At 72.3% G+C, this 25,057-nt stretch carries 23 protein-coding genes and 7 tRNA genes; 11 read left to right on the top strand and 19 right to left on the bottom strand.

Annotation, left to right across the window (positions count from 1 at the left end):
• Nucleotides 1-18: 18 nt before the first annotated feature.
• The 3 genes from STRTU_RS29550 to STRTU_RS29540 all read right to left on the bottom strand — a co-directional run bounded on the left by STRTU_RS29550 (nucleotide 19) and on the right by STRTU_RS29540 (nucleotide 2,677).
• Nucleotides 19-1,224 (bottom strand): YncE family protein, encoded by a 1,206-nt coding sequence (locus tag STRTU_RS29550; RefSeq protein ID WP_159747849.1) that lies wholly within the window; start codon nucleotides 1,222-1,224, stop codon nucleotides 19-21.
• Nucleotides 1,224-2,018: a polysaccharide deacetylase family protein gene (locus tag STRTU_RS29545; RefSeq protein ID WP_371873689.1), complete on the bottom strand. Its 795-nt coding sequence runs from the start codon at nucleotides 2,016-2,018 to the stop codon at nucleotides 1,224-1,226. Before STRTU_RS29545 ends, STRTU_RS29550 begins: the two co-directional genes overlap by 1 nt.
• A 101-nt stretch (nucleotides 2,019-2,119) precedes the next feature.
• Nucleotides 2,120-2,677, bottom strand: a complete 558-nt coding sequence (locus STRTU_RS29540; RefSeq protein ID WP_042156938.1) for an HIT family protein — start codon at nucleotides 2,675-2,677, stop codon at nucleotides 2,120-2,122.
• A 61-nt stretch (nucleotides 2,678-2,738) separates the two neighbouring features.
• Here STRTU_RS29540 and STRTU_RS29535 point away from each other — a divergent pair, with 61 nt between their 5' ends.
• Nucleotides 2,739-3,386 (top strand): potassium channel family protein, encoded by a 648-nt coding sequence (locus STRTU_RS29535; protein ID WP_159747847.1) that lies wholly within the window; start codon nucleotides 2,739-2,741, stop codon nucleotides 3,384-3,386.
• A gap of 48 nt (nucleotides 3,387-3,434) precedes the next feature.
• On the opposite strand, the gene thrS is transcribed toward STRTU_RS29535, so the two are convergent.
• From thrS to STRTU_RS29520, 3 genes are all read right to left on the bottom strand, one after another.
• Nucleotides 3,435-5,414 carry a threonine--tRNA ligase gene (gene thrS / locus STRTU_RS29530; protein WP_159747845.1) on the bottom strand — a complete coding sequence of 660 codons (1,980 nt, stop codon included), beginning with the start codon at nucleotides 5,412-5,414 and terminating at the stop codon, nucleotides 3,435-3,437.
• A 112-nt stretch (nucleotides 5,415-5,526) separates the two neighbouring features.
• The gene (locus STRTU_RS29525; protein WP_159747843.1) at nucleotides 5,527-6,705 is read right to left on the bottom strand and encodes a hypothetical protein; all 1,179 of its coding nucleotides are present in this window, start codon (nucleotides 6,703-6,705) and stop codon (nucleotides 5,527-5,529) included.
• Nucleotides 6,705-7,271, bottom strand: a complete 567-nt coding sequence (locus STRTU_RS29520; RefSeq protein ID WP_159747841.1) for a DUF4365 domain-containing protein — start codon at nucleotides 7,269-7,271, stop codon at nucleotides 6,705-6,707. The genes STRTU_RS29525 and STRTU_RS29520 overlap by 1 nt, the downstream gene beginning before the upstream one ends.
• Before the next feature lie 200 nt (nucleotides 7,272-7,471).
• Between STRTU_RS29520 and STRTU_RS29515 the strand changes: the two genes are divergently transcribed.
• On the top strand, nucleotides 7,472-8,197 hold the full coding sequence (locus STRTU_RS29515) for an exonuclease domain-containing protein (RefSeq protein ID WP_159749668.1): 726 nt from the start codon (nucleotides 7,472-7,474) through the stop codon (nucleotides 8,195-8,197).
• Between the two features lie 133 nt (nucleotides 8,198-8,330).
• Here STRTU_RS29515 and STRTU_RS29510 read toward each other — a convergent pair.
• The 4 genes from STRTU_RS29510 to STRTU_RS29495 all read right to left on the bottom strand — a co-directional run bounded on the left by STRTU_RS29510 (nucleotide 8,331) and on the right by STRTU_RS29495 (nucleotide 9,623).
• A tRNA-Val gene (locus STRTU_RS29510) sits at nucleotides 8,331-8,402 on the bottom strand.
• Between the two features lie 117 nt (nucleotides 8,403-8,519).
• The gene (locus STRTU_RS29505) at nucleotides 8,520-8,981 is read right to left on the bottom strand and encodes an SRPBCC family protein (RefSeq protein ID WP_159747839.1); all 462 of its coding nucleotides are present in this window, start codon (nucleotides 8,979-8,981) and stop codon (nucleotides 8,520-8,522) included.
• Nucleotides 8,982-9,066: 85 nt separating this feature from the next.
• A tRNA-Val gene (locus STRTU_RS29500) sits at nucleotides 9,067-9,138 on the bottom strand.
• 53 nt (nucleotides 9,139-9,191) lie between these two features.
• Nucleotides 9,192-9,623, bottom strand: a complete 432-nt coding sequence (locus tag STRTU_RS29495; protein WP_174878995.1) for a TIGR02611 family protein — start codon at nucleotides 9,621-9,623, stop codon at nucleotides 9,192-9,194.
• 189 nt (nucleotides 9,624-9,812) lie between these two features.
• On the opposite strand from STRTU_RS29495, the gene STRTU_RS29490 reads away from it, so the two are divergent.
• Together STRTU_RS29490 and STRTU_RS29485 are read left to right on the top strand one after the other, a co-directional pair.
• Nucleotides 9,813-10,226: an SsgA family sporulation/cell division regulator gene (locus tag STRTU_RS29490; protein ID WP_003959770.1), complete on the top strand. Its 414-nt coding sequence runs from the start codon at nucleotides 9,813-9,815 to the stop codon at nucleotides 10,224-10,226.
• Between the two features lie 225 nt (nucleotides 10,227-10,451).
• Nucleotides 10,452-11,018, top strand: a complete 567-nt coding sequence (locus STRTU_RS29485; RefSeq protein WP_159747837.1) for a CGNR zinc finger domain-containing protein — start codon at nucleotides 10,452-10,454, stop codon at nucleotides 11,016-11,018.
• A gap of 21 nt (nucleotides 11,019-11,039) precedes the next feature.
• Here STRTU_RS29485 and STRTU_RS29480 read toward each other — a convergent pair whose 3' ends face one another.
• Both STRTU_RS29480 and STRTU_RS29475 read right to left on the bottom strand, forming a co-directional pair.
• Nucleotides 11,040-11,195, bottom strand: a complete 156-nt coding sequence (locus STRTU_RS29480; protein WP_018087659.1) for a hypothetical protein — start codon at nucleotides 11,193-11,195, stop codon at nucleotides 11,040-11,042.
• Nucleotides 11,196-11,263: 68 nt separating this feature from the next.
• Nucleotides 11,264-11,725, bottom strand: a complete 462-nt coding sequence (locus tag STRTU_RS29475; protein ID WP_159747835.1) for a hypothetical protein — start codon at nucleotides 11,723-11,725, stop codon at nucleotides 11,264-11,266.
• A 197-nt stretch (nucleotides 11,726-11,922) separates the two neighbouring features.
• Here STRTU_RS29475 and STRTU_RS29470 point away from each other — a divergent pair, with 197 nt between their 5' ends.
• On the top strand, nucleotides 11,923-12,453 hold the full coding sequence (locus STRTU_RS29470; protein ID WP_159747833.1) for a DsbA family protein: 531 nt from the start codon (nucleotides 11,923-11,925) through the stop codon (nucleotides 12,451-12,453).
• A gap of 33 nt (nucleotides 12,454-12,486) precedes the next feature.
• Here STRTU_RS29470 and STRTU_RS29465 read toward each other — a convergent pair whose 3' ends face one another.
• The 3 genes from STRTU_RS29465 to STRTU_RS29455 are packed head-to-tail and all read right to left on the bottom strand — an operon-like array spanning nucleotide 12,487 to nucleotide 15,241.
• On the bottom strand, nucleotides 12,487-13,317 hold the full coding sequence (locus STRTU_RS29465) for a GNAT family N-acetyltransferase (RefSeq protein ID WP_159747831.1): 831 nt from the start codon (nucleotides 13,315-13,317) through the stop codon (nucleotides 12,487-12,489).
• A gap of 35 nt (nucleotides 13,318-13,352) precedes the next feature.
• Nucleotides 13,353-14,177 (bottom strand): aminotransferase class IV, encoded by an 825-nt coding sequence (locus tag STRTU_RS29460; protein ID WP_159747829.1) that lies wholly within the window; start codon nucleotides 14,175-14,177, stop codon nucleotides 13,353-13,355.
• A complete protein-coding gene (locus tag STRTU_RS29455) occupies nucleotides 14,174-15,241 on the bottom strand; it encodes a chorismate-binding protein (protein WP_159747827.1) in 1,068 nt (355 codons plus the stop codon). The genes STRTU_RS29460 and STRTU_RS29455 overlap by 4 nt, the downstream gene beginning before the upstream one ends.
• Nucleotides 15,242-15,418: 177 nt before the next feature.
• On the opposite strand from STRTU_RS29455, the gene STRTU_RS29450 reads away from it, so the two are divergent.
• The 5 genes from STRTU_RS29450 (at nucleotide 15,419) to STRTU_RS29430 (ending at nucleotide 15,881) form a co-directional block, all read left to right on the top strand.
• Nucleotides 15,419-15,491, top strand: a tRNA-Gly gene (locus tag STRTU_RS29450).
• Between the two features lie 35 nt (nucleotides 15,492-15,526).
• A tRNA-Cys gene (locus STRTU_RS29445) sits at nucleotides 15,527-15,600 on the top strand.
• Nucleotide 15,601: 1 nt separating this feature from the next.
• Nucleotides 15,602-15,673 (top strand) — tRNA-Val (locus tag STRTU_RS29440).
• A gap of 30 nt (nucleotides 15,674-15,703) precedes the next feature.
• Nucleotides 15,704-15,775: transfer RNA gene (locus STRTU_RS29435), tRNA-Val, on the top strand.
• A 34-nt stretch (nucleotides 15,776-15,809) separates the two neighbouring features.
• Nucleotides 15,810-15,881, top strand: a tRNA-Val gene (locus STRTU_RS29430).
• 243 nt (nucleotides 15,882-16,124) lie between these two features.
• Here STRTU_RS29430 and STRTU_RS29425 read toward each other — a convergent pair.
• Nucleotides 16,125-16,334, bottom strand: coding sequence for a hypothetical protein (locus tag STRTU_RS29425; RefSeq protein WP_159747825.1), 210 nt, complete (start codon nucleotides 16,332-16,334; stop codon nucleotides 16,125-16,127).
• Between the two features lie 609 nt (nucleotides 16,335-16,943).
• Between STRTU_RS29425 and STRTU_RS29420 the strand changes: the two genes are divergently transcribed.
• Nucleotides 16,944-18,287: a serine/threonine-protein kinase gene (locus tag STRTU_RS29420; protein ID WP_159747823.1), complete on the top strand. Its 1,344-nt coding sequence runs from the start codon at nucleotides 16,944-16,946 to the stop codon at nucleotides 18,285-18,287.
• A gap of 117 nt (nucleotides 18,288-18,404) precedes the next feature.
• On the opposite strand, the gene STRTU_RS29415 is transcribed toward STRTU_RS29420, so the two are convergent.
• From STRTU_RS29415 to cobT, 3 genes are all read right to left on the bottom strand, one after another.
• Nucleotides 18,405-19,220 (bottom strand): TrmH family RNA methyltransferase, encoded by an 816-nt coding sequence (locus tag STRTU_RS29415; RefSeq protein ID WP_159747821.1) that lies wholly within the window; start codon nucleotides 19,218-19,220, stop codon nucleotides 18,405-18,407.
• 52 nt (nucleotides 19,221-19,272) lie between these two features.
• Nucleotides 19,273-20,505 carry a uroporphyrinogen-III C-methyltransferase gene (cobA, locus tag STRTU_RS29410; protein ID WP_159747819.1) on the bottom strand — a complete coding sequence of 411 codons (1,233 nt, stop codon included), beginning with the start codon at nucleotides 20,503-20,505 and terminating at the stop codon, nucleotides 19,273-19,275.
• A 161-nt stretch (nucleotides 20,506-20,666) separates the two neighbouring features.
• Nucleotides 20,667-24,830 carry a nicotinate-nucleotide--dimethylbenzimidazole phosphoribosyltransferase gene (gene cobT / locus STRTU_RS29405; protein ID WP_159747817.1) on the bottom strand — a complete coding sequence of 1,388 codons (4,164 nt, stop codon included), beginning with the start codon at nucleotides 24,828-24,830 and terminating at the stop codon, nucleotides 20,667-20,669.
• Between the last annotated feature and the right edge of the window lie 227 nt (nucleotides 24,831-25,057).

The following is a 25,057-nucleotide window of genomic DNA, read 5'->3' as shown; positions in this document are numbered from 1 at the left end:
GCACCCGGGAGGCACCGGCTAGCGGAAGATGCCGGTGTGTCCCAGGGAGTACCGTCCGGGCTGCGGGTAGACCGCCAGGCCGTGCGGGCCCTGGCCGACCGGGATCTTGGCGAGGGTTTTGCCGGTACGGGTGTCCAGCGCGTAGACCTCGGAGTTGTAGCGGCCGGAGAGCCACAGCACCTTGCCGTCGGTGGACAGGCCGCCCATGTCGGGGCTGCCGCCGCCGCGGATATGCCATTTGTCGACGAGCTTGCCGGTCCGGAAGTCGAGCCGGGAGATGGAGCCCTCGCCGCGGTTGGAGACGTACATGTAGGTCGAGTCGCGGCTGACGTAGAGGCCATGGGCGCCCTTGCCGGTCGGCATGAGCCGGGGCCGGGTGAAGCGGTCACCGTCGAGGACCCAGATGCCGTCGGCCATCATGTCGGCGACGTACCAGGTCTTGCCGTCCGGGGAGATCTTCACGTCCTGCGGCATCGCGCCCTCGAACGGCAGCTTCTGCTGGCCGATGACCTTCATCTTCTCGGTGTCGACCTTGAGCAGCTCGGCGGAGAACTCACAGGAGACGATGAAGTACCGCCCGTCCGGCGAGAAGTCCGCGTGATTGACGCCGGCGCAGTTGACCGGGAGTGTCTTGCGGACCTCCATGGTGTGCGGGTCGCGGAAGACCAACTGCCGGTCCATGGAGGCCATCACGACCGCGTACTTCCCGTTGGGCGTGAAGTAGAGGTTGTACGGGTCGTGGACCTTGACGGGGTCGCCGGCCTTGCCGGTGGCGGGGTCGATCGGGGTGAGGTCGTGCCCCCGGTTGTTGTTGACCCAGAGTGTCTTGAGGTCCCAGGACGGCACGACGTGCTGCGGCTGTACGCCGACCGGAATGGTCTCGATGACCTTGTAGGTCTTCGGGTCGATGACGCTGACCGTGTCGGAGCCGGTGTTGGGGACGTAGATCCGCGCGGGGAAGTCCTTGACCTGCGGCGCCAGCCTGCCCGGCCGGTCCGCCGCGTAAAGGTCGTGCTGGTCCAGCAGCGGCGGCATCCCGGGCAGGCCCGGCTTGGCGGCCTGGACCGGTGCGCGCTCGACGGGCCGCGGGCCGTGCGCGGCCCGTTCGTTCCCGTCGCCGCTGCCACAGCCCGCGGCCACCAGCGCGCAGGCCACGGCGAGCAGCGCGGCCCGGTGGCGCGCGTGCGGGCTCCGACGGTCGTGGGTACGGTTCCGCTCAGCCATCAGGTCACTAGCTCCGTTGTCGTCACCGCGCGCAGACCGCGCCGGCGGAGGCCGTCGAGGATCGGGGGCAGCGCGGCCACCGTGCCGGCGTGCCCGAGGTGGAGGCTCACGACGGAGCCCGGCCCGACCGAGTCCAGGACCGTGCGCTGGACGGCGGCGGCTCCGGGGTCGTTCGCGTCGAGGGAGTCCAGGTCGTAGGACAGGACGTGCGGATAGCCGGCCTTGCGGGCCAGCTCGGTCACCAGGGGTGTGGCCCGGCGGGTCTGTGAGGGGCGGAACCAGCTGCCGATGCTGCCGGTGAGCTTGTTCAGCCGGGCGGCGCAGCCGGTGATCTCGGCGTATGCCTCGGCGGCCGGCAGGGCGCAGATATCGCGGTGGTGCATGGTGTGATTGCCCAGCTCATGGCCGCCGTCGAGGATCCGGCGGGCCATCGCGGGCTGCTCGTCGAGCCAGTCGCCGATGGCGAGCACGGTGACCTTGGCGCCGGCCCGCTCGGCCTCGCGCAGCAGGGCGGTCGCCATCTTGGGGTCGCCTCTGCCGTGGAAGGTCAGGGCGACCGCCCGGCCGTTCCGCGGTCCGTGCTCGATCTGTACGGGCAGGCCGGGCACCCGGGTCGGCGGGCGGGCGGCACGTACGGGGACGGGCGTGGCATGGCCCGCCCCGGAGGATTTCGGTCCGCCGGGGGACCGGACGGCTCCGGGGTCCCGGTGCGGGTCGCAGCCCGCCACCAGCGCACCGGCGGCCGCGGCCGAGGCGGCCGCACGCAGCACGGAGCGGCGATCTAGGGAAGTCACCACCCCATTAGAGAGGCAACTAATCCTAATTGGGGTGATCTGTCCGATCTATCGGGTGCGTGTCGTCCCGGACACGCACGCGGGAGAGAGCCGAAGGAGCCCTACGCGGGCCAGGCGCGGGCCAGCATCGCCCGTGTGTCGGCGAGGAGTTGGGGCAGCACCTTGGTGTGGCCGACCACCGGCATGAAGTTGGTGTCGCCGCCCCAGCGCGGGACGACGTGCTGGTGGAGATGGGCCGCGATCCCGGCCCCGGCGACGGTGCCCTGGTTCATCCCGATGTTGAAGCCGTGCGCCCCGGAGGCGGTACGCAGCGCGGTCATCGCCCGCTTGGTGAACTCGGCCAGCTCCGCGGTCTCCGGGCCGTCCAGCTCCGGGTAGTCGGCGACGTGCCGGAACGGGACGATCATGAGGTGACCACCGTTGTACGGATACAGGTTCAGCACCGCGTAGACATGCTCACCGCGCGCGATCACGAGGCCGTCCTCGTCCGACTTCTCGGGGATCGTGCAGAACGGACAGCCGTCATCGGCCCCCGGACCGGTCGGCTTGTTCTCCCCCTGGATGTAGGCCATCCGGTGGGGCGTCCACAGGCGCTGGAAGGCGTCCTGTGTCCCGACTCCGATCTGCTGCTCCGGCTCGCTTGTCATACGGGCCAGCATATGGCTTCGCCCGTTGGCACCGTGTCGTTGGGGCGGATACCCTGCCCCGCTCCGCGATGCTGTGCCGGTGGACAGGGACGCGCGGCTGCAGGAGTGGGAGAGGCGCGCGCAGCCGTACCTCTTCATCGCCTCGACCCTCTTTCTCACCTCCTACTCGGTCCGGGTCCTGGACCCTGGCCTCTCCCCCGCCTGGTACGTCCTCTGGGAGACCGTCACGGTCGTGAGCTGGAGCGTCTTCGTGGCGGAGTACCTGGCACGGCTGGTCTTCAGCCGGGACCGGTGGCACTTCGTACGCACCCGCTGGCTGGACCTGATCGTGACCGTGCTGCCGCTGCTGCGCCCGCTGCGCATGATCGATCTGCATGAGCGGATGCAGCTGCGCCGGGACGCACCCGGGCTCGGCCTGGAGGCGCGGGTGATGACCTACTCCGGGCTCGCCGCGGCGCTGCTGGGCTACGCCGCCAGCCTGGCGGTCTACCACGTGGAGAGCTCCGCCCCGGATGCGAACATCCACACCTTCGGTGACGCGGTGTGGTGGGCCTGCTCGACCCTGACGACGACGGGCTACGGCGACGCCACGCCCGTCACCGCGCGCGGCCGGGTGGTCGCGGTGGGGCTGATGTTCGTCGGGGTGGCCCTGGTGGGAGCGGTGGTGGGCTCGTTCTCCTCGTATCTGATGCGCAGCTTCCGGCGGGAGGGCGAGAGATGACGCGGCCCCGGAGAGCCACTCGCTCTCCGGGGCCATGGGCTCACGTCATCACACCTGGACGCGGCGCTCCACGACATCGAGGATCTCGGCGATCGCCTCATCGCGCGGAATGCCGTTCTTCTGCGACCCGTCGCGGTAGCGGAAGGACACCGCGCCCTGGGCGACGTCCTCGTCACCGGCGATGATCATGAACGGCACCTTGCTCTTCTGGGCGTTCCTGATCTTCTTCTGCATCCGGTCCGACGAGGAGTCCACCTCGATCCGCAGCCCCTTGGTCTTCGCCTGGGCGGCGAACTCCTGGAGGTAGGGGACATGCGCGTCGCCGATCGGGATGCAGGTCGCCTGGACCGGCGCCAGCCAGGCCGGGAAGGCGCCGGCGTAGTGCTCCAGCAGCACACCGAAGAAGCGCTCGATCGAGCCGAACAGCGCGCGGTGCAGCATCACCGGCTGCTGCTTGGAGCCGTCCGCCGCGGTGTACTCCAGGCCGAAACGCTTGGGCTGGTTGAAGTCGACCTGCAGAGTCGACATCTGCCAGGACCGCCCGATCGCGTCCTTCGCCTGCACCGAGATCTTCGGGCCGTAGTACGCGGCGCCGCCCGGGTCCGGGACCAGCGGCAGGCCCTGCTTCTCGGCGGCCTGGCGCAGCGCCTCGGTGGCCTCCTCCCAGTCCTCGTCCGAGCCGATGAACTTGTCGGACTCGTCGCGGGTGGACAGCTCCAGCTCGAACTCGGTCAGGCCGTAGTCGCGCAGCAGGTCGAGCACGAAGGTGAGGAGTGTGTCGAGCTCCTCCGGCATCTGCTCCTTGGTGCAGTAGATGTGCGAGTCGTCCTGGGTGAAGCCGCGCGAGCGGGTCAGGCCGTGCACGACGCCCGACTTCTCGTAGCGGTAGACCGTCCCGAACTCGAAGAGACGCAGCGGCAGTTCACGGTAGGAGCGGCCGCGGGACTTGAAGATCAGGTTGTGCATCGGGCAGTTCATCGCCTTGAGGCGGTAGTTCTGCTCGTCGAACTCGATGGCCGGGAACATCGACTCGCCGTAGTGCGGCAGATGCCCGGAGATCTCGAAGAGGCGCTCCTTCGAGAGGTGCGGGGTGTTCACGAACTCGTAGCCGGAGACCTCGTGCCGCCGGCGGGAGTAGTCCTCCATCACCTTGCGGATGACGCCACCCTTGGGGTGGAAGACGGCGAGACCGGGGCCCAGCTCCTCCGGGAAGGAGAACAGATCCAGCTCCGCCCCCAGCTTGCGGTGATCACGCTTCTCCGCCTCGGCGAGGAACTCCAGATGCGCCTTGAGCTCGTCCTTGGTCGGCCAGGCGGTGCCGTAGATCCGCTGGAGCTGCTTGTTCTTCTCGCTGCCGCGCCAGTAGGCGGCGGCCGAGCGCATCAGCTTGAACGCCGGGATGGCACGGGTGCTGGGCAGGTGCGGACCGCGGCACAGGTCCTTCCAGCACAGCTCGCCGCTCTTGGCGTCGAGGTTGTCGTAGATGGTCAGCTCACCGGCGCCGACCTCGGCGGAGGCACCCTCGGCGGCGTCCGCGGCGGAGCCCTTGAGCCCGATCAGCTCCAGCTTGTACGGCTCGTCGGCCAGCTCCTCGCGGGCGGCGTCATCGCTGACCGCACGGCGGGCGAACTTCTGGCCGCGCTTCTGGATCTCCTGCATCTTCTTCTCGATGCGCTTGAGATCGTCCGGGTGGAACGGGGTCTCGACGTCGAAGTCGTAGTAGAAGCCGTCCTTGATGGGCGGACCGATGCCGAGCTTCGCCTCCGGGAACAGCTCCTGCACGGCCTGCGCCATCACATGCGCGGTGGAGTGCCGCAGGATGTTCAGACCGTCCTCGGAGGTGATCTCGACGGGCTCGACCGTGTCACCGTCGGCGACCTCGTACGCCAGGTCCTTCAGCTCCCCGGCCACCCGCGCGGCGACGATGCTGCGCTCGCCCTGGAAGAGGTCGGCGGCCGTAGTGCCCGTGGTCACCACGCGTTCTTCCCGCTCGGAATCGCGTGGGATGGTCACACGGACGTCTGACACCGGTCTCTCCTGACTACTGTCTCTTCACGGCAGCGATTGCTGCGCAGCCGAATCGTACCGAGCCCGCGGACCCGACCGCGAAACGGTTTCACCACCCCCCGCTCGCACGGTGTCATTCCTCCGCGCCGCAGGCCTCCTCGAAGAAGTCCAGATTCTCCTGGAGCGACTTCAGCAACCGGTCCCGCTCCGCCTCGTCGACCTGTACGGGCGTGACATCGCGGCCGCCGGTGATCCGGCGGAACCCGCCCCGGCTCTCCAGCCGCCCGCTGACCCGGACCGGCAGCCCCACCAGATGAGCATGCCCCGCGATCCGGTAGTCCTCCTCCCCCAGCGCGACCCGTACCTGCGGCACATCGGCTCCGGTGATCACCCGCAGCCGGACCGTGCCGGGGCCGCCCGGCCGCTCCCGGCGCAGCCGGACCACCGCACCGGTCACCCGGACCGGCAGCGACGGCTCCTCGCGGACATAGCGCCGGGCGGCCTGCTGCAGCGCGGGCAGATCGCCGGGCGAGAACTCCACCGCCTCGGGACGGGCCGGGCAGCCGGCCGGGGCACCGGCCGCCGGCGACCACTCGACCGCGATCCGCACCCCCTCCGCATCCCGCACCAGCGCGATCAGCGCCTGGGCCAGCTCATGGCAGACCCCCAGCTCGACGGCCGCGTCGAAGGCCTCCATACCGCCGGTGGCCCGCTGGTAGTCGGTGGCGTCGCGGGCCGCGTGCAGCGCCCGCTGGAGCCCGGCGACCGCCCGGCGCCCGCCGCGCACCGGTACGAACGCGGTCACCCGGCGCCCGGCCGCCGCCGGACCGACCAGCACCTGGCCCACGAAGCCCTCGGCCTGCCGCTTGTGCCGGGCGCCGTAGTACCCGGCCCGGCCGTACGTGCCCAGCGCCCCGGCGAGCAGCATCGAGCGGGCCGCCCCGCGCAGCTGCTCCTGCGCGACCCAGTGCGCGGCCCCCGAGCCGCCGTCGGGGACCGCACGCTCCCAGCACACCTCGTCGCTGGGCACCGCCAGCCCCATCAGCACCTCACGGGCCGAGGGCGCGGCGCTCTGCGCCAGCGCCGCCAGCGCCTCCCCGAGCAGCTCCCCGCTGTCGGGGAAGCGGCGGTCGTGCGGGACCAGCAGGCTGGTGCCACCCGCGCCTCCGGGCGGTGTCCAGCGGGCGTAGTGGCCGGCGGCCCCGCCCCTGCGCCGCCAGCCGTGCCGGGCCAGCAGCGCGCCGAGCACCGCCGGGTCGAGCCGCGCGGGATCCAGCAGCCGTGCGTCGAATTCATCGGTCGGCCGGTACATCAGGGTCTCCCTCCCGCCCCGACCCGCGTCATGATCTCGCAGAGCGCTCGGTCGTCGAAGATCCGCGCGGTGGGGATCCGCACAGTGGTCCTGCGCCGGCCGGTCACCGGATGGCCGGCCAGGTTGATCCAGTAGCAGCAGTGCCGCAGTTCGAGACGGTCGTGGCCGGCCCGCAGCCAGTTCTCCTGGGTCCGGGGGACCAGCATCACCACGAGGATCTTGTGCACCGCCACGGGCGTACGGGCCAGCTTCACCAGGTGGTCGTTGTCGAGCGTGAAGGCGAACGTCGGCCCCGGCGGGCGCGGGGCGGTCTGGTAGGTGCACTTGAGCTGCACCTTGATGGTGACCTCGTCGTCGACGGTGTGGCCGGGCGCGCCATGGCTGACGTGCCAGTCGATTCCGTTGTCCGGGAAGGGCTGCGCCAGCGAGCATCCGGAGGCGGCGGCGACCGCATGGAGGTAGCCCACCTGAAGGGTCTCCATGCAGGCGGTGGTGGCGAGTCCGCCGCGCTGCGGTGTGGTCCGCTGAGGCAGCAGCCCGCCCGGCTCGGGCTGCGCGAGCGTCATCGCGGAGTGGCCTTCCGGGCTGTGCCGATCGATGCGTGGATGACGGGGAGAAGGCGGTGGACCGCGCCGGCCCGTCCCTCTGGTTGTCTCCGCGTCAAGTGGTCCGCAAACAAGGGCGGTTCGAGCACCGTGCGGCTCGGGTATCACCAGCTCGGATGGCCTGCATGTCATCCCCCGTACGAGCGCGAGGAGTTGGGATGATGCCGTGCTGGTATGACGGACCGCTTGCCGCCTTCGACACCGAGACCACCGGGATCGACGTGGAGCGCGATCGCATCGTCTCCGCGGCCCTGGTGGTCCAGGAGACACCGCGCTCCGCGCCCCGGGTCACCCGCTGGCTGATCAACCCGGGCGTGGAGATACCGGACGCCGCGACGGCGGTGCACGGCCTGACGGCCGACCATCTCGCCCTGCACGGCCGCTGGCCGGCGCCGGTGCTGGAGGAGGTGGCGCGCGCCCTGGCCGCCCAGTCGATGGCCGGCCGGCCGCTGGTCGTGATGAACGCCCCGTTCGATCTCACCCTGCTGCAGCGCGAGTTGAAGCGCCATCGCGCCAGCTCACTGGACGCCTATCTGGGCGGCCACCCGCTGCGCGTCCTGGACCCCCACGTCCTCGACAAGCATCTGGACCGCTATCGCAAGGGCCGCCGTACGCTCACCGACCTGTGTGCGCACTACGAGGTCGAGCTGACCGACGCCCATGAGGCGGCCGCCGACGCGCTCGCCGCGCTGCGTGTCGTACGGGCCCTGGGGCATCGCTTCGCCGAGCGGCTGGAGGGGCTGCATCCGGCGGAGCTGCACACCCGCCAGGCCGTCTGGTACGCGGCCCAGGCCCGCGGACTGCAGGCGTGGTTCGCCCGCAGCGGCAACCCCGAGACCGTCGACCCGCACTGGCCGCTGCGTCCCGAACTTCCCGCAGCGGCCTGATCCCCCGTCAGCGATTCCGTACGGAGACAAAGGCGCCGGGCGGAATTCCGCCAAGGCGCTCTTCCCACAAGCACAGCACTCTTCCAACAAAAAGAACCGGGCCGCTTTTTGGCGGCCCGGTTCTTGATCCCGGTGGGCGATACTGGGTTCGAACCAGTGACCTCTTCGGTGTGAACGAAGCGCTCTCCCACTGAGCTAATCGCCCGGGTGTCGGCGGGGTTTCCCTCGCGAACGAGCAGAACAATACAGGCAGCCCGGGGCTTCCATCAAATTCCTGTTCCACGGCGCCCCCGGCCCGCCGCGCCCGGGTATCCGCCGCACCTCACCCCCGGGCCAGCCAGGCCGCCAGCCCCCGCCGTCCGGCCCGCATCATCAGCGCATGATTGGCGAGGAACAGCGGCCGCCCCAGCAGCGCGAACCGCCGCAGCAGCGGCTTGCAGACCTCGACGTCCTGCTCGAAGACGGCACGGGTGCCGCCGGCGCCGGGCACCACCGTCCAGCGCGCCCAGCCCGCCAGATCGCCGCGCATCACCATCTCCAGCACCCCCGCCCCCGGGTCCCGTACGCGCTCGCTCGCCACCACCGTCAGGTCGTACGGCAGCAGGGACCGGAACCGGGCGGTGCCGCTGCGGTCGTCGAGCCGGGTCACCTCGCGGACCTGCGGCCACCACTGCGGATATGCCTCGGCGCGTTCGAGGACCGCGTAGACGACGGTCGGCGGGGCCTGGAGCAGCCAGACGCTGCGGAAGCGGTAGCGGTGCAATCGGTGGGACCAGTGGGGCATGACCCCAGTGTGTGCCCCCTGCCGATCCATTGCCCAACAACTGCGAGGGCCCGGAGACTTGATGTCTCCGGGCCCTCGTCCGGGGTGGGCGATACTGGGTTCGAACCAGTGACCTCTTCGGTGTGAACGAAGCGCTCTCCCACTGAGCTAATCGCCCGGCGCACCGCCAACATTACCGCACGTCGGCGGGCCCTTTTGACCACACCTCGGTCACTCGGAAACCTTCCACGGCAGCACCATGCCGAACTTCCAGAGGTAGACCGCGAGCAGCGCCGCGATGATCACCACGCCGATGGTGGTCAGGATGATGTTGCGCCGCCGCACCTTGGGGTCGAGCGCCCGCTGGGCCGCTTCGGTGACCTTGCGCTTGGTCCAGCGCAGCACCAGCTGCGCCCAGACGAACTCCGTAGCCCAGATCGCCATACCGCCGAAGATCACCAGCCAGCCCGGCCCCGGCAGCGGCAGCATGATCACGCCGCCCACCACGACCGCGAGACCGACGACGAAGACTCCGACCTGCCAGCTCACGTGGAGCGGCCGGGACCGCTTGATGAAGTGCGGTGCCCGCGAGCCGAGCGGCTTCTCGGCCGGCGCGGCTTCCTCCTCCACCGTTCCCAGCCCCCCGTTACTCTGCGTATTCATACCCCCCAACTTACCGGACGCGACCACCCTCCGGAATTACCGCCGGGGACGATCTCGCAATCCGCCGTAAGAGGTACCTGAAGCCACACAAAACCGTCAGAGGGGTTTACAACGGCACCGTAGGTGGCATGTCGATTTCGCCGACGTGCGAATCCCCGAGCGCACACTGAGCGAAAGGCCCTGGCGCTTATGAACACCACGGTCAGCTGCGAGCTGCACCTGCGCCTCGTTGTGTCGAGCGAGTCCTCACTGCCTGTACCCGCGGGCCTGCGGTATGACACGGCCGATCCCTATGCCGTGCATGCCACCTTCCATACCGGAGCCGAGGAGACCGTCGAGTGGGTTTTCGCCCGCGACCTCCTCGCCGAGGGCCTGCACCGGCCCACGGGCACCGGAGACGTCCGCGTATGGCCGTCCCGGAGCCATGGACAGGGCGTGGTCTGCATCGCCCTGAGCTCCCCGGAAGGCGAAGCCCTGCTCGAGGCGCCCGCGCGGGCTCTCGAGTCGTTCCTCAAAAGGACCGATGCCGCCGTACCGCCCGGTACGGAGCACCGGCATTTCGATCTCGACACCGAGCTCTCCCACATCCTTGCGGAGAGCTGAGACGCAGAACGGTTACCGAAAGCACCCACCCGCTCACACTTGCGCCCGTCCGACTCGGGGAGACGGCGCAGGACCGACAAGTTCACACGGCACACTTCGGCGTCGTCGCCGCGGACCCACCGCGGAGTCGGCGCTGAAGCTTGTTCGAAGCGCTAGAGTCGGCGACCATTCGGCAACCCACGGGGGCGGTACCCGTCCGGCCCCACCCTGCCAGGGAGCGGAACCGTGATCATCACCCATGACACCCGGTGCGCGCTGGACGCGGTCGTCGATCTGCTGAACACCGCCCCGGAGGGCGAAGGGCCCGGAGCGCCGGACAGCCTGACCGATCTCGCGGCCCTCCAGGACTTCGTACAGCGCAACGACGTCAGCGATGTCGGCGCGCTCGGGACGGGCGATCTGGCCGCCGTACGGTCCGTCCGCGAGCGGTTCGCCCGGGTCTTCGCGGCCGGGGACGACCGCACCGCGGCCGCACAGCTGAACGCGCTGGTGGCCTCGGCGGGCACCACTCCGCAGCTGACCGATCACGACGGGTACGACTGGCATGTCCACTACTTCGCGCCGGGCGCGTCGGTCGCCGATCATCTGGCCGCGGACGGCGGGATGGCGCTGGCCTTCCTCGTCGTCGCCGGGGAGCGCGAGCGGCTGCGGCACTGCGAGGCACCGGACTGCCGACACGCCTTCGTCGATCTCTCCCGGAACCGCTCCCGGCGCTACTGCGACAGCCGTACCTGCGGAAACCGGCTGCATGTCGCGGCCTACCGGGCACGGCGGCGGGAGGCCGCGGGCTGAGCGGCGGCGCGGCCCGCTGCCTCACAGGAGGAAGAGGTCGTGGACCGCGCCGAGAAGAAGCAGGAAGCCGATGACGGCGAGGAAGAGCATCAGCGGCGGCTGGGACAGCGCGAACAGACAACCGCGTGGTTCGGGGGACGGGGCGTCGTCTTGGGCGAGGGCGCACTCATCGTTCATCTCGCGCGCATCATGGCGCAGACGATCGCCCCCGGACGCCCGATAGGCGCCTCAGCAGCGGTAGTTCATCAGATCCCGTGCTTTTTCAGGATCGCTTCGATGTCCGAGAAGTCATCCTTGGGGGCGCCGCCCTTGCCCGCCGCGGCCTTCCCCTTGGCGGCCGGCTGCGGCGCGGGCCGGCCCGCGCCGAGGGAGGGTGCGGAGGCGGCCGGGGCCACCGCGTCGGTCCCGGCGGACGCCGCGGCCCGGCGCTCCTTGCGGCTGCCGGCCCCGCCCCGGCGGCGCTCCACCGCCCTGGTGGTCATGAACAGCACGACCGAGAGAGCGAGCACGCCGAAGCCGGCCCAGACCACGGGCTTGAAGACGATGCCGGTGACCCAGTCGATGACGCCCGTCATCACCAGGCCGATGGGGATCAGGGAATAGGCGGCGATGCGGGTCGCGGCCAGGAACCGCTTGCGGTATGCCGTGATCGCGGCGATGCCCAGGCCCGCTGCCGACACCGCGGCGCAGACGGTCGAGGTCAGCATCCGGTCCTCCTGCCGATGGATGGGTGAGCAGGCAATCTGCTCCCTTCCATCCTGCCTTGTCCCGACCCCGGTGGGCCATGTTCCGGCACGTCCTCAGGGACATCTCGGGGTCGGGCTCCTTCCCAGGTGCCGGATCTGAGTGCCGGACCGGGGTACCTCCCGGGTTTGCCCGGGGAAAGGCTGGAAGACTGGCGCCCATGAACGACGCCGCCACCCCGTCCCCCGCCCGTCCCGTCCGCCCCGTGCTGGATGTGTGGTGTGAACTGCAGTGCCCGGACTGCCATACCGCCCTGGAGGACGTGCGGGCGCTGCGGGAGCGCTACGGCGACCGGCTGGACATCCGGCTGCGCCACTTCCCGCTGCCGAAGCACCCGCACGCCTACACCGCCGCACAGGCCGCCGAGGAGGCCATCGAGCAGGGGCAGGGCTGGCCGTACATCGAGGCGGTGCTGGCGCGGAGCGAGGAGCTCGGCAAGCGCGGAGACAAGCTGCTGCTGGCGGTCGCCGGCGAGCTGGGGCTGGACACCGAGGAGCTGGACACCGCGCTGATCGACGGGCGGCATCTGCTGATCGTCGACGCGGACCAGGCCGAGGGCAAGGCCATCGGGGTGACCGGGACCCCGACGTATGTGATCGGCGGTGAGCGGCTGGACGGCGGCAAGAGCCAGGAGGGGCTGCGCGCCCGTATCGAGGAGATCGCCGACCGGCTGCTGGCGGGACAGGACTGAGCCCGAGGCCTCAGGCGCCCATCGCCGGCCGGCTCACAGGATCGGCTTCCACAGCAGATACCCGGTGGGCCGGTAGCCCAGCGAGGCGTAGAGGCCGAGCGCCGGGGCGTTGCCCGCGTAGACGTTCAGGCCGAGGCTGCTGCGGCCGGCCGCGAGGCTCTCCCGCTCGGCGACGCCCATCAGGGTGCGGCCGTGGCCCTGCCCCCGGTGTGCGGGGGCGACCCGTACATCGACGACATAGCCGCCGGGCTGGTCCGGCATCCGCAGCGCGACCCAGATGCTGCCGACGTCCGCGCCGCCGTGGGCCAGGACGCGCAGCGCCTGGTCGGGCGTCTCCGCCCCCTCCGGGAGCAGGGCGCGGTGGCCGGCGGCCGCGGTCTCCTCGGCGCGTGCCCGGGACATCCCCTGGCCGATCTGCGTACGGATGTGCTCGGCGAGCGCGGCGTCCCGCCAGGCCGGGTACTCCGCCTCGCTCAGCGCACGGTCGGTGCTGCCCTCGGGCAGCGGGGGCGGCGCGGTGAGGGGCTTGCTCATCATGCGGCTGCGCTCGGTGTAGCCCAGCGCAGCCGCGAGCCGCCCGGCGGCCTCGGCGTCGGCCGGGACGGTCAGCTCGATCTGCCGGCAGCCCCAGCCCCGCAGCACTTCTTCGGCGGCGAGCGCGGCGACCGTGGCACGGCCCCGGTGCCGGTCCGGCTCGTCGATGGCCAGCTCCGCGATCCGGCCGGCCGCCGGGCCGAACCGGGCGTCCGTCGTCAGCCGTATCCCGCCGACCCGGCGGCTGTTGACACAGACGTCGTACGAGCGGGCGCGGTGCGCGTCATCGTGCCGTTCTTCCGGTCCCGCGGGGCGCAGCGTTGTGGTCACGAGGACTTTCTACTCGCCCCTGAGCGGGCGCGTCATCACCGCGGATCGAAGTCGGCGGCCGCCCGCTCATCGAAGATCCGCATGGCTTCCGCGGTCACCGGGCCCGGAGCGTCGGCGAGTTGGCGGTCGTCGATACGGTTCACGGCCTGGACATCGCGCAGTGTGGAGGTCAGGAAGATCTCCTCGGCCCGCTCCAGGGCGTCCAGCGGCAGGTCGGTCTCCTTGGCGCCGGCCCAGTCGACGGTCAGGGCGCGGGTGATGCCCGCCAGGCAGCCGGAGTGCAGCGGCGGGGTGTGCAGTTCGCCGTCCAGGACGACGAAGACATTGGCGCCGGTGCCTTCGCAGAGCGCGCCGACGGTGTTGGCGAACAGCGCCTCGGAAGCGCCCCGTTCACGCGCGCGGGCCAGGGCGACCACGTTCTCGCCGTATGACGTGGTCTTCAGGCCGGTGAGCGCCCCGCGTTCGTTACGGGTCCACGGGACGGTGACGGCCGCGGTGGTGTCGGGGCGGCGGGTGGTCTCGGAGAGCGCGATGACCAGGGTGGGGCCGGCGTCGCCGCGGTCCGAGCCGAGCGGGGAGACACCGCCGGTGTAGGTGAGCCGCAGCCGGCCGAGGGCCATCGGGTTGGCCGCCATCACCGCCTCACAGCCGCGCCGCACCTCGTCGAGATCGGGATCGGGCAGCCCGAGCCCGCGGGCGGAGGTGGTCAGGCGCTCCAGATGGCGGGTCAGGGCGAAGGCCCGGCCGTGCTGGGCCTTGATGGTCTCGAAGACCCCGTCGCCGACCGTCAGCCCGTGGTCGAAAACCGAGACCCGGGCGCTCTCGGCGTCCTGCAGTTCCCCGTCGAGCCAGATCTTCATCGCTTTCCTCCACTCACCTCGTGCAGGCCCGACGCTACCGCCAGCAGCCTGCGCGCCTTCAACTCGGTCTCGGCCCACTCCCGCTCGGGATCGGAGTCCCAGATGATCCCCGCACCGGCACCGAAGCGCAGCACCGGGCCGCCGGGCGGGGTGCGGTCGATCCAGAACGTCCGGATACCGACCGCGAGCTCACCGGTGCGGCGGTCCGCGTCGACCCAGCCGATGCCTCCGCAATACGGGCCGCGGGGGGCGGTCTCCAGCTCGTCGATGATCCGCAGCGCGCTGGACTTGGGGGCGCCGGTGACCGACCCGGGCGGGAAAGTCGCGTCCAGCAGATCCGCCCAGGCCGTCTTCTCGTTCGCCTCCGCCAGCTCACCGCGCACCGTGGAGACGAGATGGACCAGGCCGGGGTGTTCCTCGACGGCGCACAGTGCCGGGACGGTTACGGATCCGGTGGCGCAGACCCGGCCCAGATCGTTGCGGACCAGGTCCACGATCATCACGTTCTCCGCCCGGTCCTTCGCCGAGAGATCCGCCGCCGTACGCCCGGTCCCCTTGATGGGACCGGAGGTGACGGTGCGGTCCGCGCGCCGCAGATACAGCTCCGGGGAGGCACTGGCGATCTCCACACCGTGGCCGGGCAGCCGGATCGTGCCCGCGTACGGCGCCGGATTCCCGCGGGCCAGCACCTCGGACAGCGCGTCGACATCCGCGCGGCCGGGGTCGGGCAGCGGCGCGGTCAGCACCCGGCAGAGGTTCACTTGGTAGACATCGCCGGCCGCGATGTGTTCACGGACGCGTCGTACGCCGCCGGTATAGGCGTCCCGGTCCAGCGAGCTGGTCCAGTCGCCGGGGGCGGGGCCGCGCCAGCCGTCGGCGGCGGGCCGGTCCGCCGCGGTGGCCGGCCGGACGTCGCCGAAGCGGGCACAGACCACGGTGCCCTCGAAGTCGGCGGCGACCGCCCACCAGCCCGTGGAGTCCAGGGCCGCGGGGTCGCTGGTCACATCCCGCAGATCAGTGGCTATCAGGCCGCCGAAGCGTGCCATCGGAGCGAAGTCGTGCACGTCAGCGAGTCTATGGTGGCGGCCCGCAGCCCGCCTGCGCCGAGCGAGTACCGCAGCACGCTGCACAAACGCGTTTTTGTACTGGCCCCGGAATCCGCTAGAGTTCAACACGTCGCCGGGACGCACAAGCGCCCCGGAGGCCGAGTAGCTCCCGGACGTAGTCTGGGAGAGACACCTGCGGACGTAGCTCAGTTGGTAGAGCACCACCTTGCCAAGGTGGATGTCGCGAGTTCGAGTCTCGTCGTCCGCTCGATGTGGGGGATCTTCCCGAACCCCCTCACTCCTGGTGGAGTGGCCGAGAGGCGAGGCAACGGCCTGCAAAGCCGTCTACACGGGTTCAAATCCCGTCTCCACCTCCAAGGACGATTAGCTCAGCGGGAGAGCGCTTCCCTGACACGGAAGAGGTCACTGGTTCAATCCCAGTATCGTCCACTGGATCCCCGGAAACGGGGTGTCCATCCCGCGCGATTAGCTCAGCGGGAGAGCGCTTCCCTGACACGGAAGAGGTCACTGGTTCAATCCCAGTATCGCGCACGCAGCTGCGGATCTTCGTGATCCACAGTCCCGCGGACGATTAGCTCAGCGGGAGAGCGCTTCCCTGACACGGAAGAGGTCACTGGTTCAATCCCAGTATCGTCCACATCTGATCCCGAGGGCCGGAGCATTTCGCTCCGGCCCTCGGTCGTTTTGCGGGAGATTCAGCGAGCGGGAATTTCGGCGAGGAACGGCCTTCCGGCGGCGGGGCGTTCAGCCCCCGAATGCCCGAAGGCCGGGCATCTCCCCAGATGCCCGGCCGTCGTGCCGTCCGCCGCACCCCCCGTCCCCACGGGGTTCGGCCGGAGGTCCCCCGTCCCGGGCCGCTCTCCCGGGACCGGGGCGCCGCTCAGCGCCCCAGCATTCCGGCCACGGACGACGCCTGTGTCAGCACGGCTTCCCAGCCGCCGAAGACCACGAAGAGAAGGACCGCCAGCGGCAGCACCATGGCCACCGCGACGAGGGGGTGGCGGGTACCGGAGGACCGCTGCCCGGCGAGCGCCGCGGGGACCCTGCGTCCCTGCGCCCGAAGGGCCGTCCACCCGGAGGTCCGTGCCATCGTCCCGCTCCCGTCGTGTTCTGGGGCGGCGGGCGTCTGACCTCGGGGGACGAGTGCTCCACCCGCCGCTTGAAGACAACCCTAGGCAACCGGCCGTCGGCAGGCGTCATGCCGTCGTACCCATTGCTCGCCTCCAAGAGGATGACGGCACCGCGCCCTGCCTACTCCTCTGGGTGGAGGCAAACGTCTGGCACCTGGGGCATCTCCCTCAAGAGGGACCGTCGAACGCCCCGTCCCGGGCACTCCTGAGGGTGACCTCGCTCACTCCGGCCGTTCCCCCGCGCACGGCCGTCCCGCCCCCGCGCGGTACGCGGCCCGCCGCCCGCTCCCCATCCCGGCCGTATCCCCCGTATCCGCTACCAACCGGGCATGATCCCGCTACATCCCGTCAATCCCCCTTCCGCGGCGGATCATTGGGATCGCGGGTGGAATGCCGGACCGCACGGTGGGAGGGAGCGCTCCCGCAGGTCGGGGATCGCCGGTGCCACGGTCAACCGACCGGCCGACGCATGCGCGGCCTCTCAGCACAGCGTGCCGTCAATCCGTAAGCTGTGCCACGTCAGACGGTTGGCAGCGGAGGGGGCTCCCCACCGCAGGTAGGGGACGGACATGGCGATGATGCGGCTCCGACGCGAGGACCCGCGTGTCGTCGGGACGTTCCGGCTGCACCGCCGGCTCGGCGCGGGCGGGATGGGCGTGGTCTACCTCGGCTCGGACAAGCGCGGGCAGCGGGTGGCGCTCAAGGTGATCCGGCCGGACCTGGCGGAGGATCAGGAATTCCGCTCGCGGTTCGCCCGTGAGGTCTCCGCCGCCCGGCGGATCCGCGGGGGCTGTACGGCCCGGCTGGTCGCGGCCGATCTCGACGCGGACCGCCCCTGGTTCGCCACCCAGTACGTCCCGGGGCCCTCGCTGCACGACAAGGTCAACGAGGAGGGGCCGCTGTCCCCGGCGCAGGTCGCCTCGATCGGCGCCGCGCTGTCCGAGGGGCTGCTGGCGGTGCATGACGCGGGCGTGGTGCACCGCGATCTGAAGCCGTCCAACATTCTGCTGTCGCCCAAGGGCCCGCGGATCATCGACTTCGGTATCGCCTGGGCGACCGGCGCCAGCACGCTGACCCATGTCGGTACGGCCGTCGGCTCACCCGGCTTTCTGGCGCCGGAGCAGGTGCGCGGGGCCGCGGTGACCCCGGCGACGGACATCTTCGCGCTGGGCGCCACCCTCGCTTACGCCTGCACCGCGGACTCCCCCTTCGGGCAAGGGAGTTCGGAGGTCATGCTCTATCGCGTGGTCCACGAGGAGGCGCAGCTCGCCGGGGTGCCGGACGCGCTGGCTCCGCTGCTCGCCTCGTGTCTGGCCAAGGACCCGGCGGACCGCCCCAGCACCCTGTCGCTGTCGCTGCGGCTCAAGGAGATCGCGGCCCGTGAGGCGCACGGTCTGTCGGGCGGCCCCCTGGACAGCGGGGCCGGGGCCGGCTGGGAGCGGGTGGAGCGCCGGCCCTCGGAGCGGCCGACCGGGCAGCGCGCCGAGGAGTACGCGCGCCAGCGCACCGAGCGCCGGACGGCGGGCACTTCCTCGCCGCGGCCGCACCCCTCCCGTCCCCCGGTTCCCCGGGAGGCGGCGGCCCGGCCGTCCGGCCCGGTCCCGGCCGCGGGAAAGAATCCGCGGACCGGCGGCCGGAACGGGCGACGGGTGCCGGCCGCGCGGCCCACGGGGCGAAACGGTTCACGTACCCCGGTGCGTACGACATCGGGCGGGCGCCGGCCGGGTCCGGACCGTCGGCTGCTGCGCCAGCGCATCATCGTGTTCGTGGTGGTGACGCTGCTGGTGGCACTCGGTATCGCGGCGGCTCAGGGGTGCCAGGGGCCGGCCCGTGGGCTGGGTGCGGTGGGGGCGGGGCCGGCGGTGGTCACGGCCGGGGTCGTGGGGCCTTACGCGGGGGTGGAGGAGCCCTAAGGGGTGGGGGAACGGAATCCCTAGGGGTTCGGGCGCCCCCTGCGGGCCTCAACGGGGTGGGGCGGGGTGGTATTCCCGGCCCCACCGAGGAAGTGAAGAGCAGGTCGTCGGGCAGGGCTATGCGGGGCGGCCCGTTGCCACCGCGTAGAAGGCCACTGCGGCGGCTGCGCCGACGTTGAGGGAGTCGACGCCGTGGGCCATCGGGATGCGGACCCATTCGTCGGCGGCCCGCAAGGCGCCGGTGCTCAGGCCGTCGCCCTCGGCGCCCAGCATCAGCGCCGCGCGCTCCAGGGTGTGCGGGGCCGCCTCGTCGATGGCGGTGGCCTTTTCGGCCGGGGTGAGGGCGAGCAGCTTGAAACCGGCTTCCCGTACGGCGGCCAGGTCCCGGGGCCAGCTGTCCAGGCGGGCGTACGGCACGGAGAACACCGCGCCCATGGAGACCTTCACCGAGCGGCGGTAGAGCGGATCGGCGCAGTCCGGGGAGAGCAGCACCGCGTCCATGCCCAGAGCCGCCGCGCTGCGGAAGATCGCGCCGATGTTGGTGTGGTCGTTGACCGCTTCCATGACCACGATGCGGCGGGTCCCGGCGAGGAGATCGGTGGCCGTCGGCAGTGGCTTGCGCTGCATCGAGGCCAGTGCGCCGCGGTGCACGTGATAGCCCGTCACCCGCTCGGCGAGGGCCGGGGTGACGGCGTAGACCGGTGCCGGGACCTCGTCGATGACATCACGCATGACGTCGACCCACTTGGCCGAGAGCAGCATGGAGCGCATCGGGTAACCGGCGTGCCGGGCCCGCCGGATGACCTTCTCGCCCTCGGCGATGAAGAGCCCCTCGGCGGGCTCGCGCCGGCGCCGCAGCTCGACGTCGGTCAGGCCGGTGTAGTCGGCCAGCCGCGGGTCGTCCGGGTCATCGATGGTGATGATTTCTGCCACGGGGAGAGCATGCCTTGTCGGTGTCGGGGTTCCCAGGCCGCGTCGGGCTCGGTTACCTGGGGGCGGGGGCTACGGCGACGACCTCGCCGATGACGATGACCGCCGGGGGGCGGACGCCCTCGGCCCGTACGGTCTCGCCGAGTGTCGCGAGGGTGGCGTCGACGCGGCGCTGGGCCGCGGTGGTGCCCTCCTGGATGACGGCGGCGGGGGTGTCGGCGGCGCGGCCGTGGGCGATGAGCTTGGCGGCGATGGCGCCGCTGTTCTCCACGCCCATCAGGATGACGAGGGTGCCGCGCAGTGTGGCGAGCGCGGGCCAGTCCACCAGCGAACGCTCGTCGTCGGGGGCGACATGGCCGCTGACGACGGTGAATTCATGGGCGACGCCGCGGTGGGTGACGGGAATTCCGGCGGCGCCGGGCACCGAGATGGTGCTGGAGATGCCGGGGACGACCGTGCAGGGGATGCCGGCCTCGGCGAGTGCCTGGGCCTCCTCCATGCCGCGGCCGAAGACGAACGGGTCGCCGCCCTTGAGCCGGACCACGGCCTTGCCGGCCTTGGCGTGCTCGATCAGCGCGTTGTTGATGGCCTCCTGGGCCATGAACCGCCCGTAGGGGATCTTCGCGGCGTCGATGACCTCGACGTGCGGCGGGAGTTCGGCGAGCAGATCGCGGGGGCCGAGGCGGTCGGCGATGACGACATCGGCCTCGGCGAGCAGGCGGCGGCCGCGGACGGTGATCAGGTCCGGGTCGCCGGGGCCGCCGCCGACCAGCGCCACGCCGGGCGTGTGGGGGCGGCGGTGGTGCGGGGCGGCGATGCTGCCGTCCCGGAGGCCCTCGACGATGGCGTCGCGTACGGCGGCGGAGCGGCGCGGGTCGCGGCCGGTGAGCACGGCGACGGTGACGCCCTCACTGCGGCCGGTGGCCGGGGTCCAGGCGGTGGCCGCCTCGGCATCGTCGGAGCGTACGCACCACACCCGGCGGTCCTCGGCCTCCTGGGACGCGGCGGCGTTGGCCTCCGGGTCGTCGGTGGAGATCAGCGCGTACCAGGCGCCGTCGAGGTCGCCGTCCCGGTAGCGGCGCCGCTCCCAGCGGACCTCACCGGCGTCGGCCATCGCCTCGACGGACGGGGTGGCCGACGGGGAGATCAGCAGGACATCGGCGCCGGCGGCGACCAGGGACGGGAGCCGGCGCTGGGCGACCTGTCCGGCGCCCAGGACGACCACCCGGCGGCCGGACAGCCGCAGTCCGACGGGGTAGGCGGCGTGTTCGGCGGCGTGCTCAGCCATGGCGGTGCGGCTCCTTGTGCGGATGATGCGGGTTCGGCGGCCGACTCGGCCGCTGCGGCTCTGGAGCGGCTGGTCAGGGGTACGGCCCGGGGTGGCGGTACGGCCCCGGCCCACAGCCTATGGGGCTGCGGGCCGGGGGTCATGCGGAGGTCAGGGCCTGATCAGGTCTTCTCCGTCACTCCGGCGGAGTCGAAGGTGGCGACCTCGTGCATGGCGCGGGCGGCGCTCTGCACCACGGGGAGGGCGAGCAGGGCGCCGGTGCCCTCGCCGAGGCGCAGATCGAGGTCGACCAGCGGGCGCAGGCCGAGCTTGTTCAGGGCCGCGACATGGCCGGGCTCGGCGCTGCGGTGGCCGGCGATGCAGGCCGCCAGCGCCTCGGGGGCGATGGCGCGGGCGACCAGGGCGGCGGCGCCGGCGCTGACCCCGTCGAGGATCACCGGGGTACGCAGCGAGGCGCCGCCCAGGATCAGGCCGACGAGGGCGGCGTGCTCCAGGCCGCCGATCGCGGCGAGGACGCCGATGGGGTCGGCCGGGTCGGGCTGGTGGAGTTCCAGGGCGCGGCGGACGACATCGACCTTGCGGGCGTGCGTCTCGTCGTTGATGCCGGTGCCGCGGCCGGTGACCTCGGCCGGGTCGTCACCGGTGTAGACGGAGATCAGCGCGGCGGAGGTGGTGGTGTTGGCGATGCCCATCTCGCCCGTGAGCAGCGCCTTGTTGCCGGCCGCGACGAGGTCACGGGCGGTGTCGATACCGACCTCGATGGCCTTGAGCACGTCCTCCTGGGTCATCGCCGGGCCGGCCGTGAAGTCGGCGGTGCCGGCGCGGACCTTGCGCGGCAGCAGACCGGGGGTGGCCGGGAGATCGCTCGCGACGCCGACGTCGACGACGCAGACCTCGGCGCCGACCTGGTTGGCGAAGGCGTTGCAGACCGCGCCGCCGCCCAGGAAGTTGGCGACCATCTGGCCGGTGACCTCCTGGGGCCAGGGGGTCACGCCCTGGGCGTGCACACCGTGGTCACCGGCGAAGATCGCGACGGCGGCGGGCTCCGGGATCGGCGGCGGGCACTTGCGGGACAGTCCGGACAGCTGCGCGGAGATGATCTCCAGCATGCCCAGCGCCCCGGCGGGCTTGGTCATCCGCTTCTGCCGCTCCCATGCCTCGCCGAGCGCCTTGGCGTCCAGCGGGCGGATGCCCTGGAGGGTCTCCTGGAGCAGGTCGTGCGGGCTCTCGCCGGGCAGCGCGCGGCGGCCGTAGGTCTCCTCGTGGACGACCCAGGACAGCGGGCGGCGCTTGGACCAGCCGGCCTGCAGCAGCTCGGGGTCCTCCGGGAACTCGTCGACGTAACCGATGCACAGGTAGGCGACGACTTCGAGGTGCTCGGGCAGGCCCAGTTCGCGGACCATCTCCCGCTCGTCGAAGAAGCTGACCCAGCCGACGCCCAGGCCCTCGGCGCGGGCCGCGAGCCAGAGGTTCTCGACCGCGAGCGCGGAGGAGTACGGGGCCATCTGCGGCTGGGTGTGGCGGCCGAGGGTGTGCCGGCCGCCGCGGGTGGAGTCGGCGGTGACGACGATGTTCACCGGCGTTTCGAGGATCGCCTCGATCTTCAGCTCGCGGAACTGCTTGGCGCGCGCCTTGGGCAGCGACTTGGCGTACGCCTCGCGCTGCGCCATCGCGAGCTGGTGCATCTTCTCGCGGGTCTCGTCCGAGCGGATGACCACGAAGTCCCAGGGCTGGGAGTGGCCGACGCTGGGCGCGGTGTGGGCGGCCTCCAGGACGCGCAGCAGTACGTCGTGGGGGATCGGGTCGCTGCGGAAGCCGTTGCGGATGTCGCGGCGTTCGCGGATCACGCGGTGCACGGCGGCGCGCTCGGAGTCGTCGTACCCGGCGGCCGGTGACAACAGGGCGTCGGCGACAGCGGACATCCCGGCGGGGTCCTGCTCGTCGGCCGTCTGCGGCTGCTCGTCGTCCTGGCCCTCGCCGAGCTGGACGAGTGCGGCGGCGTCCTGCTGCTGGGGGGTCTCGTCGGAGTCGGCGGTGGGCTCGCCCTCGGGGGCCGGGGCCTGGGGGGCCGGGGCGTCGACGGGGGCGTGCTCGCCGGAGGCCTGGGCCGGGATGTGGACGGTGACGGGCCGGGCTTCGTCGGGTGCTTCGGCGGGGGCGTCGGGGGTGGCCTCGGCGGGTTCGGTGGGCTCGGCAGCGGCGGCGGGCGCGGTGTCCTCGGTGGACGCGGCGTTTTCAGCGGGCTCGGCGGGGGGCGCCTCGGCCGCGGGGGTGTGCGGCTCGGCGGGGGTGTCGGTGTCGTCCGAGGAGGGCGACGCGGGCTGCTGGCCGGCGGGGGTGTCCGTGGCCTCCTGGGCGGGCTCCTCGGCGGGCTGGGCGGCGTTCTCGGGGGCGCCGGGCTGCGGCTCTCCGGGGGCCGGCTGCTGCTCCTCGGGCGGCTCTATGACGGCCTGTTCCTCGGGCGCACCGTTGTCGGCGGCGGGCAGGTCGACGGGGCCCTGGGGGGCGGTGCCGGGCATCGGTTCGGTGGGGTCGGCGGCCGGGGTGGCGTCGGTGGCCTCCGGCGGGGTGGGCCGGCCCGGGGCGGATTCGGCCGGGGCGTCCGCGGTGGGCTCCGGCTGGGGCTCGGTGGCGACGGCCTCCGCGACAGCCTCGGCGGCGGTCTCGGACTGCTCGGGCTCGGCGGTCTGCCCGGCGCTCGGCTCGTCCTGCGGTGCCTGGAGGGCCTCGGCGGGGGCGTCGGCCGCGGGCTGTTCCGCTACGGGCTCCGCGGCCGGACCGGCGGCGTCGGACGAGGCCGGCTCCGGCTCCGGGGCCGGCTCCGGGGCGTCGGCGGGCTCCGTCGGTGCCTGTGCCTCGGGCTCGCCGGGCGCGTTCTGGGCGGGCTCCTCGGCAGGCTGCTGCTGCGCCTCGGCCGCGACGGCCTCGGCCTGCTGCGCGGCGGCGGGGACCTGGCCGGACGCGTCCTGCACGAGGGCTTCCGGTGCGACGACGTCCGCCGCGGGGGCTGCCTCGGCGGGGACTTCCTGGCCGGGAGCTTCCTGGCCGTGGGCTTCCTGGTCCCCCGGGACGTCCGCGACCGGACCATCCGCCGTCACCATGCCCGGCGCGGCGCCCGCCACCACGGCGGCGTCCGTCCGGTCCGTGTCGTCCTGACCGGCCGGGGCCGCGTCGGGCACCGCCTCGGGCGCCGTCTCCGCAACGCCGTCCTGGGGCTGCATCGGCGCCTCGGCCTGCGCTTCCTGCCCGGCAGCGGCGGCGACGGCAGCCCCGGCGGCTGGGGCGCCGTCCACGGGCTGCGCGGCGTCCTCGGCCGGCAGCGGCATCGGCTGTTCAACGGGCAGCGCCGCGTCCTGCGGAGCGGTCTGCACGGCGGGGGCGGGCTGCACGGCCTCGGCGGGCGCGGCGGGAGCCTCGGGGGCGACCGTTTCTGCAAACGGGGCCGCTGCGGCCTGGTTCCACTGCGGCACCTGCGACGGGATCTCGCCGAGCTGCGGGCCGGGCAACGGGCCCTGCCCCGCGGCCCCGTAGGCCTGCTCGGGGTGCAACTGCCCACCGTAGGGCTGCTCACCGTACGACGGCGCGGCGAAGGTCTGCCCGGCCGGCGCCTCCCCGGGGGGCTGCTCGGCATACGGCAGGTCAGCGGCGCTCTGCGCCTCGGCCTGCGGGCCGGTCACCAGCTGCTCATCCGGTGTGGCCGCCGCCGGGGTGTCGAAGTATTCGGGGCCGCCCGTAGGGGGTCCGGCGTGCCGGGCGGCGGACGGGGTGGGGGCCGCTGCCGGTCCGCGGTCGGCGAGCGAACGGACCACGCCGCCGGTCGCGTCGGGGACGGGCGGGCCCATGTGCAGCGGACGGCGCGGGGGCGTGGCGGGGGCGGCCGCGCGGGCCCGGTCCGGCTGCGGGGCCGCGGGCTGGGGAATACGGACGGAGCCGAGGTCGACGGAACCGGAGTCCCGTCCGCCGCTCTCGTGGTCGCCGGCCTGGGCGGGCATCGGCTCGAAGCCGGTGGTCCCCTGGGCGGCCGCGTCGAACGGCGCGCCCTGCTGGGGCTGCTGGTCCGCGCCGTGGTGGGTCTCCTGCGGCTGCGGGTACGGCTGGGGCGCGGGCTGCTCGCTCCAGGCGCCCTGGGTGCCCGGCATCAGCAGCAGATCGTCGTCCTCGGGCTGGCCGGGGTAGGGGTATGCGCCCGGGGCAGGCACCATGCCCGGCAGCTCCGTCGGTCCGGCGTCGGCAGGGGAAGGAGCGGCCGCCGGCTGCGGCTGCCCGGGATGTCCGCCTGCGTTCTCCGGCTGTCCCTCGCCCGGGACCTGGCCGGTGTCGGTCATGCGTACCCCTCGCCCATTGGTAGTGCTCCTTCCAACCGCTCGTGCGACGCGCTCGACCGGGGCGCGCCGACGCCCCGATAGCTAGAACGAGCGAGCACGCCTCGCGGCACGTCCGCTCTCCAGAGCTTCATATTCGGCCAAAACCACGGCATTTTCCGGATATTGGCGTACGAAGCCGAATGCGGAACGGCGGCGCAACGATCCGCCAGCCTACCTCGCGCGGGTTG

It is taken from the genome of Streptomyces tubercidicus, assembly GCF_027497495.1.
Lineage (GTDB): Bacteria > Actinomycetota > Actinomycetes > Streptomycetales > Streptomycetaceae > Streptomyces > Streptomyces tubercidicus.
The sequence above is the reverse complement of the archived record's forward strand: the minus strand, read 5'-3'. Positions and strand labels throughout refer to the sequence as shown.